Below are 14,746 nucleotides of genomic sequence, written 5' to 3'. Positions count from 1 at the left end.
CGAACCCATCGTTAAGTTCACGAATTCAAGCGGCGAATTCCAGGACCCGCAACGGAACCATTGCTCTGCGTCCCCTTATGGCGCGCGACCAGACCTATTTTGGCGTCTCGGAACGAAATGAGCCGTCGCTCCTTCTCGTCCCACAAGGCCTTCGGCACACATCGCAAGCTCTGGACGAGGGTGATTCGGCCCACATTTGCGAGTTCCGGATGATCCCGGAGCACGTCCGGCAGCCGATAGCAGGGAATTCGACTGCATAGATGATGGACGTGGTGGACGCCGATGTTCGCGGTGAACCAGCGCAAGACCCACGGCAAGTGATAGTGCGAACTGCCATAGAGCGCAGCTTCGTGAAAGCTCCAGGCTTCATCGCATGACCATGAGGTGTTCTCGAACTGGTGTTGGACATAGAACAGCCAGACGCCGATCGACGCAGCCAGAACCATGATCGGCAGATGCACCAGCAGGAATGGCCCAGGGCCTACCAGCCGGATCATGCCGACGATCAGAACCGCGATGGCGACGTTCGTGCCCATCGTGCTCAGCCATGGCTGCCAGCCGTTACGCATCATCCCAATCGGCAATCGATGCCGCAAGATGAACAGATATGTCGGGCCCACGCCAAACATGACGATCGGATGCCGGTACAGGCGATAGAGGATCTGGCGCCATCGAGACCGTGCGGCAAACTCACTCACGGTCAATGTATCGATGTCGCCCGAGCCTCTATGATCGAGATTGCCTGAACTCGCGTGATGCCGCGCATGGTTGCGCCGCCAATAATCGTAGGGAGTCAAAGTGACAACGCCGATGGCTCGGCCGATCCAATCGTTTGCAAGCCGGCTGCGAAAGAAAGACCCGTGGCCGCAGTCATGCTGGATCATGAAGAGACGAACGAGCAGGCCTGCCGCGGGCACGGCCAGCAGCAGGCCAATCCCATGGCCGCGGACAACGCCGACGAGCATCAGAGCCCAGATGACAGAAAAGGGTACTGCCGTGATCACCAGCTCGAAAATGCCGCGCGCGTCATCGGGTTGGCGATACCGGGCGAGCAGCGCTGCCAGCGAGCGGGCTTCCGGTGGATATTGAACCATGTCTAACTGCTTTCGGAGTGAGCCGCCAAAGCCAGGCCGCGACATCATCGACGACCGGAATGATCACGACGAGCCCGGGTTCGGCACGAGGTAACCCATGACACCGAGCACCGCGCCGATAAGCGACGCGGGCTACCGCAGGACATGCGATGATCGAACCCAATGCTAATCCGCGTCCGGATGTCTTGCTGAGCAATATTGCTCAGTCCGGGAGCCGGCACTTCAGAAAGGACGCGGGTTGATCGAGGCTACGAGGTGTACGCTTTCGGGATGCGGCGAATGCGGGCCGGACTCCTTGACCGATCTTGCAATCACTTCTCGGAAAATGTGAGCAATATTGATCAGCAGCCGGTCAGGTGGTGCGCGATTTTGGTGCCGTCCGATTCGCTTCACGACCACAGGTGAACGGCCCCGACCCGGAAGGAGCATCACATGCCCGAAATCTTCGCGCGCCCCGAGCCCTCGCTTATTCCGATCGCACGACCGCGCTGTCCGAAGTGCCAGGGCCGCATGACGCTGACCCGGATCGAATCCGACCACGGCAATCCTGACCTGCGGACTTTCGAATGCTCCAATTGCGAACTCGTCTGCCGGCTGCCGGCAGATGAACAAGTAAAATCACTCAAGACCTAAGGGCCCGAAGCCCGAAAAGGGAGTCCACTCACGTCACGCGATACGTCGCGCACAAGCTATGTGGCCGGGGTGCTCAGCGCGGCTATTGGCACGTCGAACGTGTACGAAAACCCCGTCGACGCATAGGCTAGTTGCACGTCACCCCGCAACTGCTTGCCCAGGGTTTCGATCAGCCGTGTTCCGAAGCTGCGCTTTGCGGGCGGCTGGACGACCGGGCCATTCTTTTCGGTCCAGGTGAGGTGCAAGCGTTGTGTCGCTTGGTCCACCGTCCAGATGATGTCGACGCGTCCCTCCGGGACCGACAGGGCGCCGAACTTGGTGGTATTCGTGCAAAGCTCGTTGAGCGTCATCGCGACGGCGATGACGGCACCCGACGCCATCCGGATATCGGGTCCCGCGATCGAGAATTTCGATTCGTCGGGATTGTCGAAGGCTTCGATGGCGCTGCGAACGACCGTGCCAAGATCGGCGCTGGACCATTTTGCCTGCAGAAGGAGATCGTGCGCCCGGCCGAGTGCCAGGAGCCGGCCCTCGATGGCGCGCTGCGCGTGCTCAACCCCCTGCAGGTTGCGCAGGCTCTGGGACACGATTGCGGCGACGGTCGCGAGCGTGTTCTTGATGCGGTGATGCAGCTCTTCGAGGATCAGCTTCTGCAGCTTGTCGGATGCCTCGCGTTCTTTGGCATCGATACCGGCCTTGGCAAGCAGGCTCCTCGTATTGATCTCAGCCTGCGCCAGGAGTAGCCGCAGGCTGACATTCTCCGCCAGAAAGTCCTGGTGGAATTCTGCGCCGCCGGGGCGCTTGTCCGTACGGAGATCAACTTCAAGCATTTGCAATTGTATCACCTTGGGCTGGGTACCGCACTTGATTTCGGCCGAGCATTCCCTCTGGCGGCATCCGGCGCCAAGAACGACGAGATTCAGGCGTGGCCAATCATGCTGCGTAACTCAGCTATGATTTGCCAGGCTTGGAGTGGTTTGCCAAAAAATCTGCTGCAGGGGGGAAGATCGATGCTCGATGGGTTCAATTGTCCCGACACCAGGATGATCTTGATCGCTGGCCAACGCTTATGCACGGTATGCGCAAGACCCAGGCCGTCCATGCTGCCGGGCAACTGAATGTCGGTGCACATGAGCGCGATGTCGGACCTGGATTCCAGGATTGCGACGGCTTCGTCGGTATCCAGAGCTTCAAGCGGCGTGTAACCGGCGTCTTCCACCATGTCGACCGCGCGCATGCGGAGCATCATCTCGTCCTCTACGACGAGAACGACGGCCGGACTGCGTGAAAGATCGGGCACCATCGGATGGGCATCCACGGGAAAACGGGTGTGACTGAAACAAGCGATTGATCTGAGACAAGCATCTCGGTGCCCCGACGATCCATGCCCAGGTGCTGTTTTCCTAAATATCCGAGTTTGGGCCTGAACGGTGGAGCGCGAAAAGAAGATAGCTCTCAACCGTCATTTTGCTGGCACGCCGACCCTGCCGCTGAAATGCTCGAGCATTTCAGCGGCGTTCTCCAGGATCGTAGCCATTTTCATCGCATCCGCACGCTCGTCTCCCGGCGGCATCTTGCGGGCTCTATCCAGGGCGTCTGCCGCCCGGATGTTCAGCTTGCAAGCTAACGAGGATTGGACTCGCTTGACTGGCCGGAATGAGCGGTTGGCTTGAGCTGACGGCGCGGGCCCACCGAGGGAAACTACCACTGAATAAGCATCGCAGCAGCGATCAGAAGCACAAAAAAGACCGGCAGCAGTACCGGAGGCACCAGCCACTCGCGAACGCTGAATTTGGAGATATCTGACATAGTAACCGCCTCTAGGTCGCGGCGGGAGCACAATGCTCTCAGTCACCGATAACAGCCGAGGGCGGGCGGTGATGTCTAGGATATAGTGCCGATCCGCAGAATAACCAGTCCAGGCGCAACTATTTGCTGTGACAGGATCGAGCGGGGTTGTAATCCGCTTCCAGCATAGCCATTTGGAGGCTGGCGCAACCGGATCGCTCCAAACTCCCTCCCTTGGCGCCAAGCTTTGGCTACCGCACATCTTGTCAGCGTATCGACCGGTTGCACGCGAGTGCGTCGGAGACAGGATCGGCTATCGCCATCGAATATGCCGCGACGCAAATCGCGTGCAGCCGGCACGGAGGTCTCGTGCTCCGACAACTGATCGGCCCCGACAACATGATCGAGTTTCCGAACCATAGCCGGTCATATGACCGCACGCGGCGTGCCGTACGATTTTGGGGACACGACAGCGCTATTGAGGCATCGTTTTTCATCAACGAAAATGCGCTGAAGCGAATTCAACCAGATATCGGTTACGACGAGTCGGGTTTTCTGCGCGCGTTCGATTCCAATCGCGACTTGATATGCGCCGCCGCTGCCAAGGTGTACGTCCGCGGCAGCAGGGGCTCTTACAACCTGGTCGCCGCTAATTTTTGAACCGATCGTGCTTCTGGATTTCGCCTGATCGGCCAAACTGCTTGATGTGCTTCGATCTGGCCATCTGAATACTCTCGACTGACCACGAGGGGTAGCGGCAGAGTTTAACCGAGACTGAGCGTCAGACGCCGAGTGAAGCGTTCGATCTATGCCATTTGAAGATGGCCTCAATGAAAATGGCCGCGGAGTACTCCGCGGCCATTCATAGATATCCCGTCGTCTCTCAGTAGCGGTCGGTCCCGATTCCGACGCTCACGCCGGGAGCGCGGAAGCCGACGCCGGCACGGTCGTCATAGCCGCGCCGCTCGATGTAACGCTCGCGTGGAGCGTATCCGTAAGCATCGCGCCCGTCGCGGATGATAACATGGCGTTCGCCGCGTTCACGCCAGCAGCGACCATCTTCATTGCAGACCATGCGAACGTTTTGAATGTTGCTCTCCGGCGCAATCGAAACGCTGGCGGAAAGTGGGGCGGCTGAAGCGGCGGTCACAATAAGCGTACTTGCGGCGGCTACCAGAGTGATTGCGAAGGTTTTCATAATAGCATTTCTCCAAAGGTGATTGTGTCAGTGAGCCAATGGGCTCGCGACAGGATGGTTCCAGGAACTCGGATGCGAATAATATTTAGCGCAGGTGCAGGCGAGGAGCAGGGACTCCAAGTTGAAGGCGGCTTGATACCCACACCCGTCGGCTTGCTAAGCAATTGATGCCAATGCCGCACGCCGCAGTTCGTTCTGATTGCGCTCACCGGTCGCAGCACGAGCGAGGATGCTCTGCGCAACCTGCAAACGGTTGGAGGTCGTGAGCAGAGTGGGTGAGAATGACCCTATCGCATCCTCAAAAATTGCTTTGAAGCTGGCAAGCTCTTCTGGAGAATAGACTACACGTTGATTCATCATCCTAATGACTTTCCCTATTTGCTACGTCTTGTCGGTGTGCCCTCTCACTGTCGCGCGCAAAAAAAATCGGCCAGCGGCGTCGGTCCAATTGCCATCGGAAGTTACTCCCTACCAGCTTCGGCCACGGAGTTGCGCGCGATGGTACCGGCAGAAATTTGAACTAAAGAACCGATTGCCCAACAGCCTGCGATCACAACGATCGAACCGTGAGACACGACCTGATCAACGACAATCATGCTGACAGATAGAAACGCTGCAATCGCGGCAATGAATGTGCCTGCTGCGCTGAAGATCTCAGCCGCATCGGTGTGGCTCCGCTCTTCCGGGAGCCCCTGAGCACGATGGCGAGGTAGGTCGATGCCGATATAGAAGCTAAAAGCTCCGTAGAGCATCAGCAGCAAGATGAACCAGACACTTCCAAACAGTTCGTGTTCGAGGCGCATCAACGCTGCGGCCACGTACATGCCGCACGAGCCTCCAATCGTGGCGAGTCCAATCCTTTCAAGGAAATGCGCCGATTTGATTAGGGGAGAAGGAGCGACCCATATGGTCGCCGCGCCATAAGTGTACTTTGCCGCAGACAGGGCACTGGGAACTACATTGCTCATTTTCATGTCGATCTTCCTTCTGCGATTGCCTGACGCGCGCGACGTGGTCGGCACTCCCGTGTTTGGAACAGCAATTTTGGAAAGAGTTTGCCTACCGACGGCAATGTGCTGCCATTTAGATGGAGGCGAGGAATTCGGTGCGTCGCCGTTTTGGCAGCTGTCGGGCAAGCAATCCGCTTGACCGCTACAAAAACGCTACTCCGTTTCCGGTTCAACGCCTAATCAATAATGACTGGCAATGGAGGCGGTCTGAAAAATCTGCGGTGTTATGCCTCCGACGAAACTCTCTGAGTCGCCGCAATCCCACAAGGGATGGCATCGCAGCGCGAGGTCGTACGCGCTGCGCCCAGCGGCCGATGCGAAGTCAATTGTGGGCTCGCTGCATTCCCGCGATTGGTATTCCCGCCTCTTGGCCTGCGGAATGGATTACGGCAGCGCCACCTACCAATGAGGTGAGCTTTCAAATGCCAAGCAGATTGTGCCGTGGCGAAGCGCGCAGGTGTCACCCGCTTCCCGCAGCTTGTCGCGAGGTCTGTCCGAGGTGCTACTGCACGGGCTCTCCTAGGTGACTGAGGGTGTTACGCTCCCGCCGTGATGGCTAAAACATACAGCCAGAACGACGCTGGCGCAGCCAGAGCACTGGATCTCGCATCGGCAGGCGTACCTCCTGTCACAGGCAATTTGCCGCGACCGGAATCATCCTTGTGGTCGTGCAGAAATCAGGCAATCTCCCGCGGAGCTCCGCTGTCTCCACCGGCCTTCCAACCGCCCCGGCGGCGTCGAAGATCTCCCGTTGCAGCACCGTCGGCAAGGCGTTCCATTGCATGATGAGGGCCGCGCCAAGACAACGCAGAATGTACTCCTCGTCAGCCGCGAGGGCTGCGCCGCGGGGATGGTCCTGCTCCGGGATGAGAACGGAGCCGTTGCAAGCCTCCGCGAACCCTCGCTTGTCATCCGTCAAAAAGACGAAGCCGTCCCTTCAGGTCTTGAATTTACGCGTTTCCTCAGCGCTGAGAACCCTTGACGAGTTCGCCGCGCGCGGTTGCCCTTGGGCGATGCTGCTCGGATGTGAACATGCAGAGCCCTCTCGTTGGTTGACCAGGACAGATATGGATATGGGGATCGAAGGTTCGAATAACGAGCCCAGGCGCAAAATAAGATTGCCAACGGAGCGCGCGGATAGGCTTTGCTGTGCGTCCAACCGTCCCGCCTGGCAAAAAGAGCCGCTGCGGCGGACTGCAATCAGGAACAATTCACCACCATCTTCGACCGCATCGTAGTTGCGAGCGATGGCGTCCTTCATCGCGAACCTCTCTGACAGTTTGTCCGCCGATAACTTCGGTCGACATTCAGATCTGATCAGGTAGCCTGCTTAATTCGCCGAGCTGCGCTTTTCCGGTTTAGCTCACTTGACGGACTCTGCCAGACCGGCTCGACCGGTCCGTATCTTCGTTTATGAAAACGGTGCCTCAATAGCGCTGTCGTGTCCCCCAAATCGCACGGCAGGCCGCGTGAACGACTATGGTTCGGAAACTCAATCATGGTTGAGGCCGAATAGTTGTCAGTGCACGAGACTCCGGGCCTGCCTGCGCGCGACTTGCATCGGGGCTTTGCCACAGTCTATCCCATGACGCACTCGCGCGCAGTCGGTCGATAAACTGACAAGAGGCGCGGCTGCACCTTATGGTCGTGTTGCCCGCTGTGCAGCGCGCTGAAGTCGCTGATGCCGTCCACCCCAAGGATCACGGCCTCGCCATCGATCACAAACCTCTTTTGGCGGTTCCTCAGCGCGGCCTCAGCAATCCAGGGATAACGCTTCGTCCAGTCGCTGCCGTTGCGGGAGGGCAGCCGGACGCGCTCGTTTTCCCGGATGACCAGCATCCGATGGCCGTCGTGCTTTACCTCATGGATCCAGTCCGGCCCTGGCGCGGTCCGCCGGGCTGAGATCACGGCGGCGGTGCTGGCGCCGTCCTCACCGCCGTCGTTGTTGCGCCCTCTAGCCGAAATACGAAGCCAGGGTCGGAGGAAGCTTCTGATGGCGCGGCAAAGAAGGTAATGGAAGCAACGACCAATCCGCTCGATGCCATGCTGGCGCGACTGCAGCTCTCCGGCATCTGCGATCAGCTCGACAGCCTGCTCGACGAGGCGGCACGCGCGAACCTGTCGGCGCGTGAGACACTGATCCTGCTGTACGAGCGCGAGATTGCGCGCAAGGCTCATCGCCGTATCGAGATGGCACTAAAACTTGCACACTTCCCGGCCGTGAAGGAGCTTGCGGGCTTCGACTTCGAGGCGCAGCCGTCGATCGATCCGAAACAGATCCGCGACCTGCCCGCGTCACATTGGATCGCCAACGGTGAGAACGTGCTGCTGCTCGGCCCACCGGGCGTCGGTAAGACGCACCTGTCGATCGCGCTCGGGCGAGAGGCGATCCTGGCCGGTTACAGGTGCAGTTCACAACCGCGACGACGCTGGTCGCGGGCCTTGCCAAGGCACATGGCGAACGGCGTCTGGACGAGAAACTGCTCGCGCTGTCGAAGCCAAAGCTGCTGATCGTCGACGAGCTCGGCTATCTGCCGCTGGAACCTGACGCGGCACATCTCTTCTTCCAACTGGTCAGCCGGCGCTATGAAACTGGCGCCATGCTGATCACCTCGAACCGCAGTGTTGCCGAATGGGGCACTGTGTTCGCCGGTCCCGTGGTCGCCACCGCGATCCTCGACCGGCTCTTGCATCACAGCCACGTGCTGACGATCCGCGGCGATAGTTACCGGCTCCGCGCCAAGCGAAAGAGCGGCCTCATCCAGCCGCCGCCCGCCGGTGACGGCCCTCCGGTCGGCTCCGCCTCCCTCCGGCCCGTCACCGGCGGAAACAACCTTCAACCGAGATCATAACCCAGATGGTGGGGGCAGTTCTTCATGACGCAAAGGGGGCAGTTCCGGATGGCGTTTGACACCTAGGACGCGCGGCAACAAAGTATGGCTTTGGCTGTTCACATGCATGGAAGCGCATCTTCTGCAGGTCACTACTGACGATGGCGAGTGCCGGTTTTGGTTAGCAGCCGGTACGGAAGAAGAGGCCGTTCAGCTCGTCTTGGATGCCATCCCGGAGGGATGGACCGCCAAACTAATCGATCGCGGGGGCACCGCTCTGGAGCAAGCTGCAGCGCTCGGCCTGACTGTTGGACTCGCGCCAGGAGAAGCCCGCGAGGTAAGCAGAGGAGTCGGGCTTAGCTGATACGCAGGCGTTTCTCCGCCGCCTCGATCTGCGAGCGGGGAAACCGGCCAGATGAATTTTGAAGCTTTAGCCCACAAGGAGCGTCAGATGAGCGAACGACGTGAGCTATATCGTAGTACCAACGGCGACGCTTGATTTCTGGGACGCGAGCCGGCCAATGGCCATGCTTTCATCATTCATCAGCCAAATGCGCCTTCTGGCGGCCGACTGACACACATTGAACTCGGCGATTTCTTGCGAAGGGAGCCGAAAGGACCCGAGCACCAGGCTCTTCTGCGCCTGATAGGTACGCTAGTGAACGTGCCACCGTACGCTTAGGGCGTACCAGCAGCGTTAGAGCGGCCTAGCGCTCATTCCACATATACGGGCTGTTCTCCGAGACCATAAGCAGAGACGGATCGGATATCGGCACACCTTGCAGGTCAATCGAGGCGTTTGAAAGGATCTGCGTGTACTCGCCATCAAAGCAATTGACGACCAAGCGCCGATCACCATCCAACGCTCTCTCCGCATGCGAATCTTCCTGAGCAGAGCTCGTAGCGGCCAACGCAAGCATTGACTAGCTGTTCCTACAGGATGCAAACGCTCCCTCACGCTTGGTGGCTGATAACCTCAGTAAGGAAGAGCAGCGAACGGCCGGCGCACACGAAAATTGAGGTTCGGGGCGAGGACGGGCCTTTCCAAGCCTCGCGCCATTCGGGATCAAAAGATCCAAGAAGCCGTCTCCCCACCAGAAAAGAGAGGGCCGCCCGGAGGCGGCTAGTTTTTGTCTTCTCTTCTGCTTATTTCTTGAGGGCGTCAGCGGCGTCCCGCGCTGCATCCTTCACATCTCCCGCCGCATTGTGGGCAGATCCCTTGGCCTTGTCGATCTTGCCTTCGGCTTCCATGTCCTTGTCGCCAGTGAGCTTACCGGCACCTTCTTTGATGGCGCCTTTTGCCTTGTCGGCAGCGCCCTTCACATGTTCGCGGTCCATGATCGTGTCCTTTGCTGCTGGGAGAGCACACAACGAAAGCGTTGCGCAGTGGTTCCTCCTGCGGAGGCCCGCTTAAGGCCGCCGGCGTCGGACGCCTCGGCATATTGAAGGCAAGCCACCACTAAATTCTCGTCGCCTGGCGGGCCGTTCTAACCGACTCGTGCTCTTATGGGGCGCGCCGGCCGGTCGCCGAGTGCGCGCAAGCGGATGGTCAAAATTGCTCAGACCTAGTCTGCGACAAGTGTTAACAACACCCATCACCGTCCGGTGCATGGCTTCTATCGGTGCTGAGAACCCCAGTTGCGCTCCCGCCTAACCGAACAGGGAGCACCCATGTTCAAGCAATCATCGATATTTCAATACCGCTTAGAGGACGAGGCAATTGACTTGCGCAAGCAGGCTGAGGGTATGGCTCATGGCGGTCGACGCAACGAACTTTTACGGATCGCAAGCCGGATCGAGACCTCGGTTAAATGGCTGGATTCACCCGGTCTGCGCGCTCCGACATAGACTACTAGCGCAGAGAGGCGGCACCAGCCGGTAGCCTCTCGTTCACGCGCGTGGCCTTTGTTTCTCGTTTTCTGGAAGGTTCCTATGGGCCGGGCGGCTGGCCTATCTCCGTGGCCTAATTTGATTCTGGGAGTGGCCTGTTTTGAATTTGGCCAGATCTGAGCATGATCAAGGTTTCTTGCCCGCTGAGAACGGAACTGGAATGCAGTTGCCAAGCCATTTGTGGTGCCTTGATCAATTTTGCTCAGTTTTGATCTGCCATGCCTGCAAGGATGCCATGGCCGGAACATAAATCCGAGGGCAATGATGATCAGCGTTTCACTGTGCCAGGAAGCTGCGGACCACTATTCTACACTGTCCCGTCAGGCTAGCCCTTCCCAGGATCGCGCCGCCGTCCTCAAGAACATCGCCCGAACTTTGCGGGGTTTAGCCGGTCAGCTCGATAGGCTGGCGTCTCTTGAGAGAACCATGGGCAAGTAAGGCCGCCTCAGTTGAAAGGATTCCGTCGGCGAGAACCATCGCGCGCCTGATGACCATCGGCCGAGACTTGCTCACGAAAGCGGAGGCTGTCACGGTCTCGGCGATCGAAGCTGGTGTACCAACCCTGGTCGAGGCACGCGAGATCATCGCCGAATTCCACCTGATGATCCGACGCAAGACCGAGGCGGGCCTCATCCCATGGATCGAGCGCGCCCGCGTCAGCGCCAGTCTCGTCGCCTCGTTCTCCAGCGGCGTCGCGAAGGATGAGGCGGCGGTACCGGCGGCAATCACTTCACCATGGTCCAACGGCCAGACTGAAGGTCAGATCACGCGCCTCAAGCTCGTCCGACGTCAAAATGTACGGCCGCGGCAAAATCGATCTGCTTCAAGCCAGACTAATTCGTTCAGAATAGTCGGCGCTGCACCAAACTTGCGTCAGAGCCAATATTGCAGGCCGAATGACAAGCAGGAGGAGCTGGCGCGCGAGGCAGCCGATCGTGGTTCCAGGATCGGCTCATCACCCGTATGGGCGAGATGACTGGTGTCGCGCTCCCCAAGGATTAGGGATCACGAGCTGGGCGTCACCTCCATCCAAACACAGTCCCCCGGATTCCTACGGAGCGATCGCCATCTATCGTTTACGCACTGCTGGTACGATATCTCCTGCATGGGCGGCGACATCGATCCTCAAAATCAGGCTGAGGCGGCGATGAAGGAGGCCGTCAACGCCGATGGTTTCCAACGGCAGCGTTGGATTCAGGTCGCGCAGGCCTGGCTCGAGCTCGCTCGGCCGGCAGAGGGTAGGTACCGTTATGGACGAGAGAAGGGCACGAACGTTTATAATGGCAGCGGCCTTGACCTTGCTCCCAAATCCCGTTTTGAGTTCACCGGCCAGATCGCCCGGTGCTTCGCGATGAAGACGAACTTCATGTCGCTTCCTTCGCGAAGAAAGCTCCGGCCTTTTTTTAGGATATCCCGCTCGGCCTTCAGCTTGGCGACCTCACGGCGCAACCGCTCGATCTCGTGCTGCTCGGGCTTCATCTGCCCATGACCGGGAAAGGCCTGTACCGGATCGGCGCCAAGCTCCTTCACCCACTTGCGCAGAACATTCTCATGAACATCCAGGTCCCGGCCGGCTTGCGCCACCGATACCCCGCGCTCCCGCACCAGCTTAACCGCCTCGACCTTGCGACTGAACTTCCGTCTCTTCATCGCCCACCTCCGGCTTCATGAAACACCTGATCTCGGTGTCCATCAAACCGGCAGCAGCTCAAATCTCAGATTGGCGGTTTTGGCTCATCATGATGATGGGCGCTGCGTAAGCCGCCTGGAAGGAAAGAACCAAGTTCAGCAAAATGAAGGGAAAAGGGTCCCAATGTCTGATGAATGCTATCATGTTCAGCATGATCCAAATGCCAAGAAGGACGCTTGGATGATGATGAAGCACCAAGAACCAACTGTTTCAGCGACCCGGTCAGCAAGCATCGCGCCCGGCGTCAGTGCGAGCTTGGGTAAGTTGCGGGCTGGCTTTTGAGTCCGGAGTTCTCGCAGCCGCTCCTGGTCTTCTGGACTGAGGTGGACTTATGGGTTTGCTCATTGGTCATTTGTTGCATCCACAGTTGAGAAGGGTCTACGGGCCACGGGAGGAAGCTAGTACTACCATCGATGGCTGTTGCCTGATCTCTGTTGCCGAAAATCCGTGAATCTGAATCAGGCGGGCAGTAGCTACAAAGGCGACGAGGCGTCCTGCGCTGGCCGCGACGCCGGGTTCGGAAGGCCGCGTCGGCCAGCAGAGGAAGGAGTGATCCGGATGACTATACCAGCGAAAGCCGAGGCGCCGCCGCCGACTGTCTTCGTTTTGGAGATCGACGGTCAGCCCATTCTGGCGTTCAGAGCTGCGACGATTCGTCAGGCCAGAGAACTCGGCAAGGAGGACTGGCTGCAAGATGATTTGAAGCGAATGATGGTCGGACACAGGCCGCTTTGGAATGGGAAGTCGCCGATCAGGGTGCGTCGCGCCAAGCCAGAAGAAGAAGTGTACTACGTTGACGCGAAGACGGAGAATGCTGCAGGCGATTCGCCTTTGGTCTTTCTGGTTCGGCGGGACGATCAAGCGGATGCAGGTAGTCCCGTCACCCGTGGATCATTTCCGCCCCGGAGATGATTTCGAAGTAACACCTTATCGGCGGACTGGGCGGCCTCGTTGACGAACGAGATTATCGCGACCTGCTGCACCGATGCCACGTCCCGAACGACATCCACAGTTAGCTGCTGAGAGCCCCGAGGAAACTCTCGCGCCACGCCGCAATGCTATTGCGGCGTAGTACCACCATCATGGCCCGCCAACGATCGCATCGCTCTCCAAGTGGCATCCCCAGCGCTGTCTGCAATGCTTCGGCGACGGCGTCGGGGTCATACGGGTTGGCGATCACGGCAGTGTCGAGTTCGTAGGCCGCGCCGGCAAAGGGCGAGAGAACGAGCACGCCAGGGTCATCGGGGTTCTGTGCAGCGACATACTCCTTGGCAACCAGGTTCATTCCGTCGCGCAACGGAGTGACAAGAGCGACGCGGCTGAGCCGAAAGAAGCCAGCGAGCGAACGCTGCGAGAAGCTCCTGTTCAAATACTGGATCGGCGCCCAATCGAGTTCCGCGTAGCGACCGGCCACGTCGCCCGCCAGCGCACCAAGCCTCTGTCGCAACGCACGGTATTCAGGAACGTCGCTGCGCGTTGCGGTGGCGATCTGCAGCAAGCGGACGTGGTTGCGGTATGCGGGATAGCCCTCGAGAAAGGCGGCGAACGCTTTGAACCGGTGCTCGAGACCCTTACTGTAATCCAGCCGGTCCACCCCAATGATGAGCTTGCGCCCCCGGAGACTCTCCTGCAGCCGGCGGGCCGTTCGGGATTTCACAGCGCGACTAGCCATTTCGGCGATCGCTTCAGTATCGATACCAATCGGGAAGGCGCCGGCGCGCAGAACCCGATCGAAAGCGTGAACGTGGCCATCGGACGAAATCGTGCCTCCTGCACGGCGAAGGATGGCGTCATGGAAGGCGGTCAAATCCTCCACCGTCTGGAAGCCGACGAGATCGTAAGCGCACAGTGATTTCAGCAGGTCGCCGTAGTGAGGAAGGGTCGCCAGCACCCCCAAAGACGGAAACGGCGTATGCAAGAAAAACCCGATCCGCTGTGTGGCGCCGGCGCGGCGAAGTTCCTCGGCCATCGGGATCAGATGGTAGTCATGCACCCAGACGAGGTCACTCGGGCTGAGCAGGGGCGCGAGGGCGTCGGCGAGCACGGCGTTCACCCGTCGATAGGCGGCCAAGTCCCGGCGGGTAAAGTTCATGAGGTCAAGGCGATAGTGGAATAAGGGCCACAGTGCCGCGTTGGAGAAGCCGCTGTAGTAGCCGTCATGGTCCGCGCGGGTAAGATCGACGGTAGCGTACGTCACTCCCTCGGTCTCAAAAACGTTCGGCTCTGGTGTTGTTTCTCCAAGCTTGCCACTCCACCCGAACCATAAGCCTCCAGCCTGATGCAGAGCGTCGACGAGGCCGGTCACGAGCCCGCCGCTGCGCTGCGCAGCTTCTGCCGGCAAGGCGACACGGTTGGAGACGATGACCAAGCGGCTCAAGCGGGTTCCCTCCGCACTGTCAGGGTTGCGTCGAGCCGAGCCGCCAAAAGATCTCGGCGAACACGGCAACGCAATGATCGGCGGTGATATCCGCCGGAGCCCACATTCGCTCGGTCCTCGCGCGAAAATCCACAATTCCTTCTACCGGAACTGACGGTCCCGTCATCAGGCAATCTGGGCGGGCGTTACCTGTAAAACATATAGATCTTCCCGCAGTAAATATAGGATACTCTGC

General features: G+C 59.1%; 14 protein-coding genes and 3 pseudogenes. 5 read left to right on the top strand and 12 right to left on the bottom strand.

Annotated features, from left to right (window positions below):
* Positions 1–17: 17 nt before the first annotated feature.
* The gene (locus tag XH79_RS42790; protein WP_172646927.1) at positions 18–1,094 is read right to left on the bottom strand and encodes a fatty acid desaturase; all 1,077 of its coding nucleotides are present in this window, start codon (positions 1,092–1,094) and stop codon (positions 18–20) included.
* A 432-nt stretch (positions 1,095–1,526) separates the two neighbouring features.
* Between XH79_RS42790 and XH79_RS42785 the strand changes: the two genes are divergently transcribed.
* Entirely contained in the window at positions 1,527–1,727 is a 201-nt protein-coding gene (locus tag XH79_RS42785) for a hypothetical protein (RefSeq protein ID WP_014493230.1), read from the top strand.
* Between the two features lie 56 nt (positions 1,728–1,783).
* Here the strand turns inward: XH79_RS42785 and XH79_RS42780 are convergent, their stop codons facing one another.
* Together XH79_RS42780 and XH79_RS42775 are read right to left on the bottom strand one after the other, a co-directional pair.
* Entirely contained in the window at positions 1,784–2,557 is a 774-nt protein-coding gene (locus XH79_RS42780) for a sensor histidine kinase (protein WP_271585630.1), read from the bottom strand.
* 89 nt (positions 2,558–2,646) lie between these two features.
* Positions 2,647–3,030, bottom strand: coding sequence for a response regulator (locus XH79_RS42775; RefSeq protein WP_172646929.1), 384 nt, complete (start codon positions 3,028–3,030; stop codon positions 2,647–2,649).
* An 854-nt stretch (positions 3,031–3,884) separates the two neighbouring features.
* Here XH79_RS42775 and XH79_RS42770 point away from each other — a divergent pair.
* The gene (locus tag XH79_RS42770; protein WP_271585629.1) at positions 3,885–4,175 is read left to right on the top strand and encodes a DUF1488 domain-containing protein; all 291 of its coding nucleotides are present in this window, start codon (positions 3,885–3,887) and stop codon (positions 4,173–4,175) included.
* A 223-nt stretch (positions 4,176–4,398) separates the two neighbouring features.
* On the opposite strand, the gene XH79_RS42765 is transcribed toward XH79_RS42770, so the two are convergent.
* The 5 genes from XH79_RS42765 to XH79_RS43180 all read right to left on the bottom strand — a co-directional run bounded on the left by XH79_RS42765 (position 4,399) and on the right by XH79_RS43180 (position 7,901).
* Positions 4,399–4,713 (bottom strand): hypothetical protein, encoded by a 315-nt coding sequence (locus tag XH79_RS42765; protein ID WP_028343627.1) that lies wholly within the window; start codon positions 4,711–4,713, stop codon positions 4,399–4,401.
* Positions 4,714–4,869: 156 nt separating this feature from the next.
* The gene (locus tag XH79_RS42760) at positions 4,870–5,073 is read right to left on the bottom strand and encodes a hypothetical protein (protein WP_172646930.1); all 204 of its coding nucleotides are present in this window, start codon (positions 5,071–5,073) and stop codon (positions 4,870–4,872) included.
* Between the two features lie 101 nt (positions 5,074–5,174).
* Positions 5,175–5,687, bottom strand: coding sequence for a hypothetical protein (locus tag XH79_RS42755; RefSeq protein WP_039153443.1), 513 nt, complete (start codon positions 5,685–5,687; stop codon positions 5,175–5,177).
* 973 nt (positions 5,688–6,660) lie between these two features.
* The gene (locus XH79_RS42750) at positions 6,661–6,984 is read right to left on the bottom strand and encodes a hypothetical protein (protein ID WP_244981008.1); all 324 of its coding nucleotides are present in this window, start codon (positions 6,982–6,984) and stop codon (positions 6,661–6,663) included.
* Positions 6,985–7,301: 317 nt separating this feature from the next.
* The gene (locus XH79_RS43180) at positions 7,302–7,901 is read right to left on the bottom strand and encodes an ATP-dependent DNA ligase (RefSeq protein ID WP_333938944.1); all 600 of its coding nucleotides are present in this window, start codon (positions 7,899–7,901) and stop codon (positions 7,302–7,304) included.
* Between XH79_RS43180 and istB the strand changes: the two are divergent.
* Positions 7,815–8,575 (top strand): annotated as a pseudogene (gene istB / locus XH79_RS42740) (IS21-like element helper ATPase IstB). The gene XH79_RS43180 and the pseudogene istB overlap by 87 nt on opposite strands.
* A 1,125-nt stretch (positions 8,576–9,700) precedes the next feature.
* On the opposite strand, the gene XH79_RS42735 reads toward istB, so the two are convergent.
* A complete protein-coding gene (locus XH79_RS42735) occupies positions 9,701–9,892 on the bottom strand; it encodes a CsbD family protein (protein WP_028170261.1) in 192 nt (63 codons plus the stop codon).
* A gap of 1,000 nt (positions 9,893–10,892) precedes the next feature.
* On the opposite strand from XH79_RS42735, the pseudogene XH79_RS42730 reads away from it, so the two are divergent.
* Positions 10,893–11,295 (top strand): annotated as a pseudogene (locus tag XH79_RS42730) (transposase); the annotation flags it as partial.
* A 472-nt stretch (positions 11,296–11,767) separates the two neighbouring features.
* On the opposite strand, the pseudogene XH79_RS42725 reads toward XH79_RS42730, so the two are convergent.
* Positions 11,768–12,094, bottom strand: a pseudogene (locus XH79_RS42725) (transposase); the annotation flags it as partial.
* Between the two features lie 58 nt (positions 12,095–12,152).
* Entirely contained in the window at positions 12,153–12,278 is a 126-nt protein-coding gene (locus tag XH79_RS42720) for a DUF1003 domain-containing protein (RefSeq protein WP_244981009.1), read from the bottom strand.
* 414 nt (positions 12,279–12,692) lie between these two features.
* On the opposite strand from XH79_RS42720, the gene XH79_RS42715 reads away from it, so the two are divergent.
* The gene (locus XH79_RS42715) at positions 12,693–13,046 is read left to right on the top strand and encodes a hypothetical protein (protein ID WP_232208625.1); all 354 of its coding nucleotides are present in this window, start codon (positions 12,693–12,695) and stop codon (positions 13,044–13,046) included.
* 100 nt (positions 13,047–13,146) lie between these two features.
* On the opposite strand, the gene XH79_RS42710 is transcribed toward XH79_RS42715, so the two are convergent.
* On the bottom strand, positions 13,147–14,511 hold the full coding sequence (locus tag XH79_RS42710; protein WP_172646932.1) for an alpha,alpha-trehalose-phosphate synthase (UDP-forming): 1,365 nt from the start codon (positions 14,509–14,511) through the stop codon (positions 13,147–13,149).
* Positions 14,512–14,746 lie beyond the last annotated feature (235 nt).

The organism is Bradyrhizobium sp. CCBAU 45389 (assembly GCF_028128625.1).
Lineage (GTDB): Bacteria > Pseudomonadota > Alphaproteobacteria > Rhizobiales > Xanthobacteraceae > Bradyrhizobium > Bradyrhizobium liaoningense_B.
This window is presented reverse-complemented; position numbering and strand designations above follow the sequence as displayed.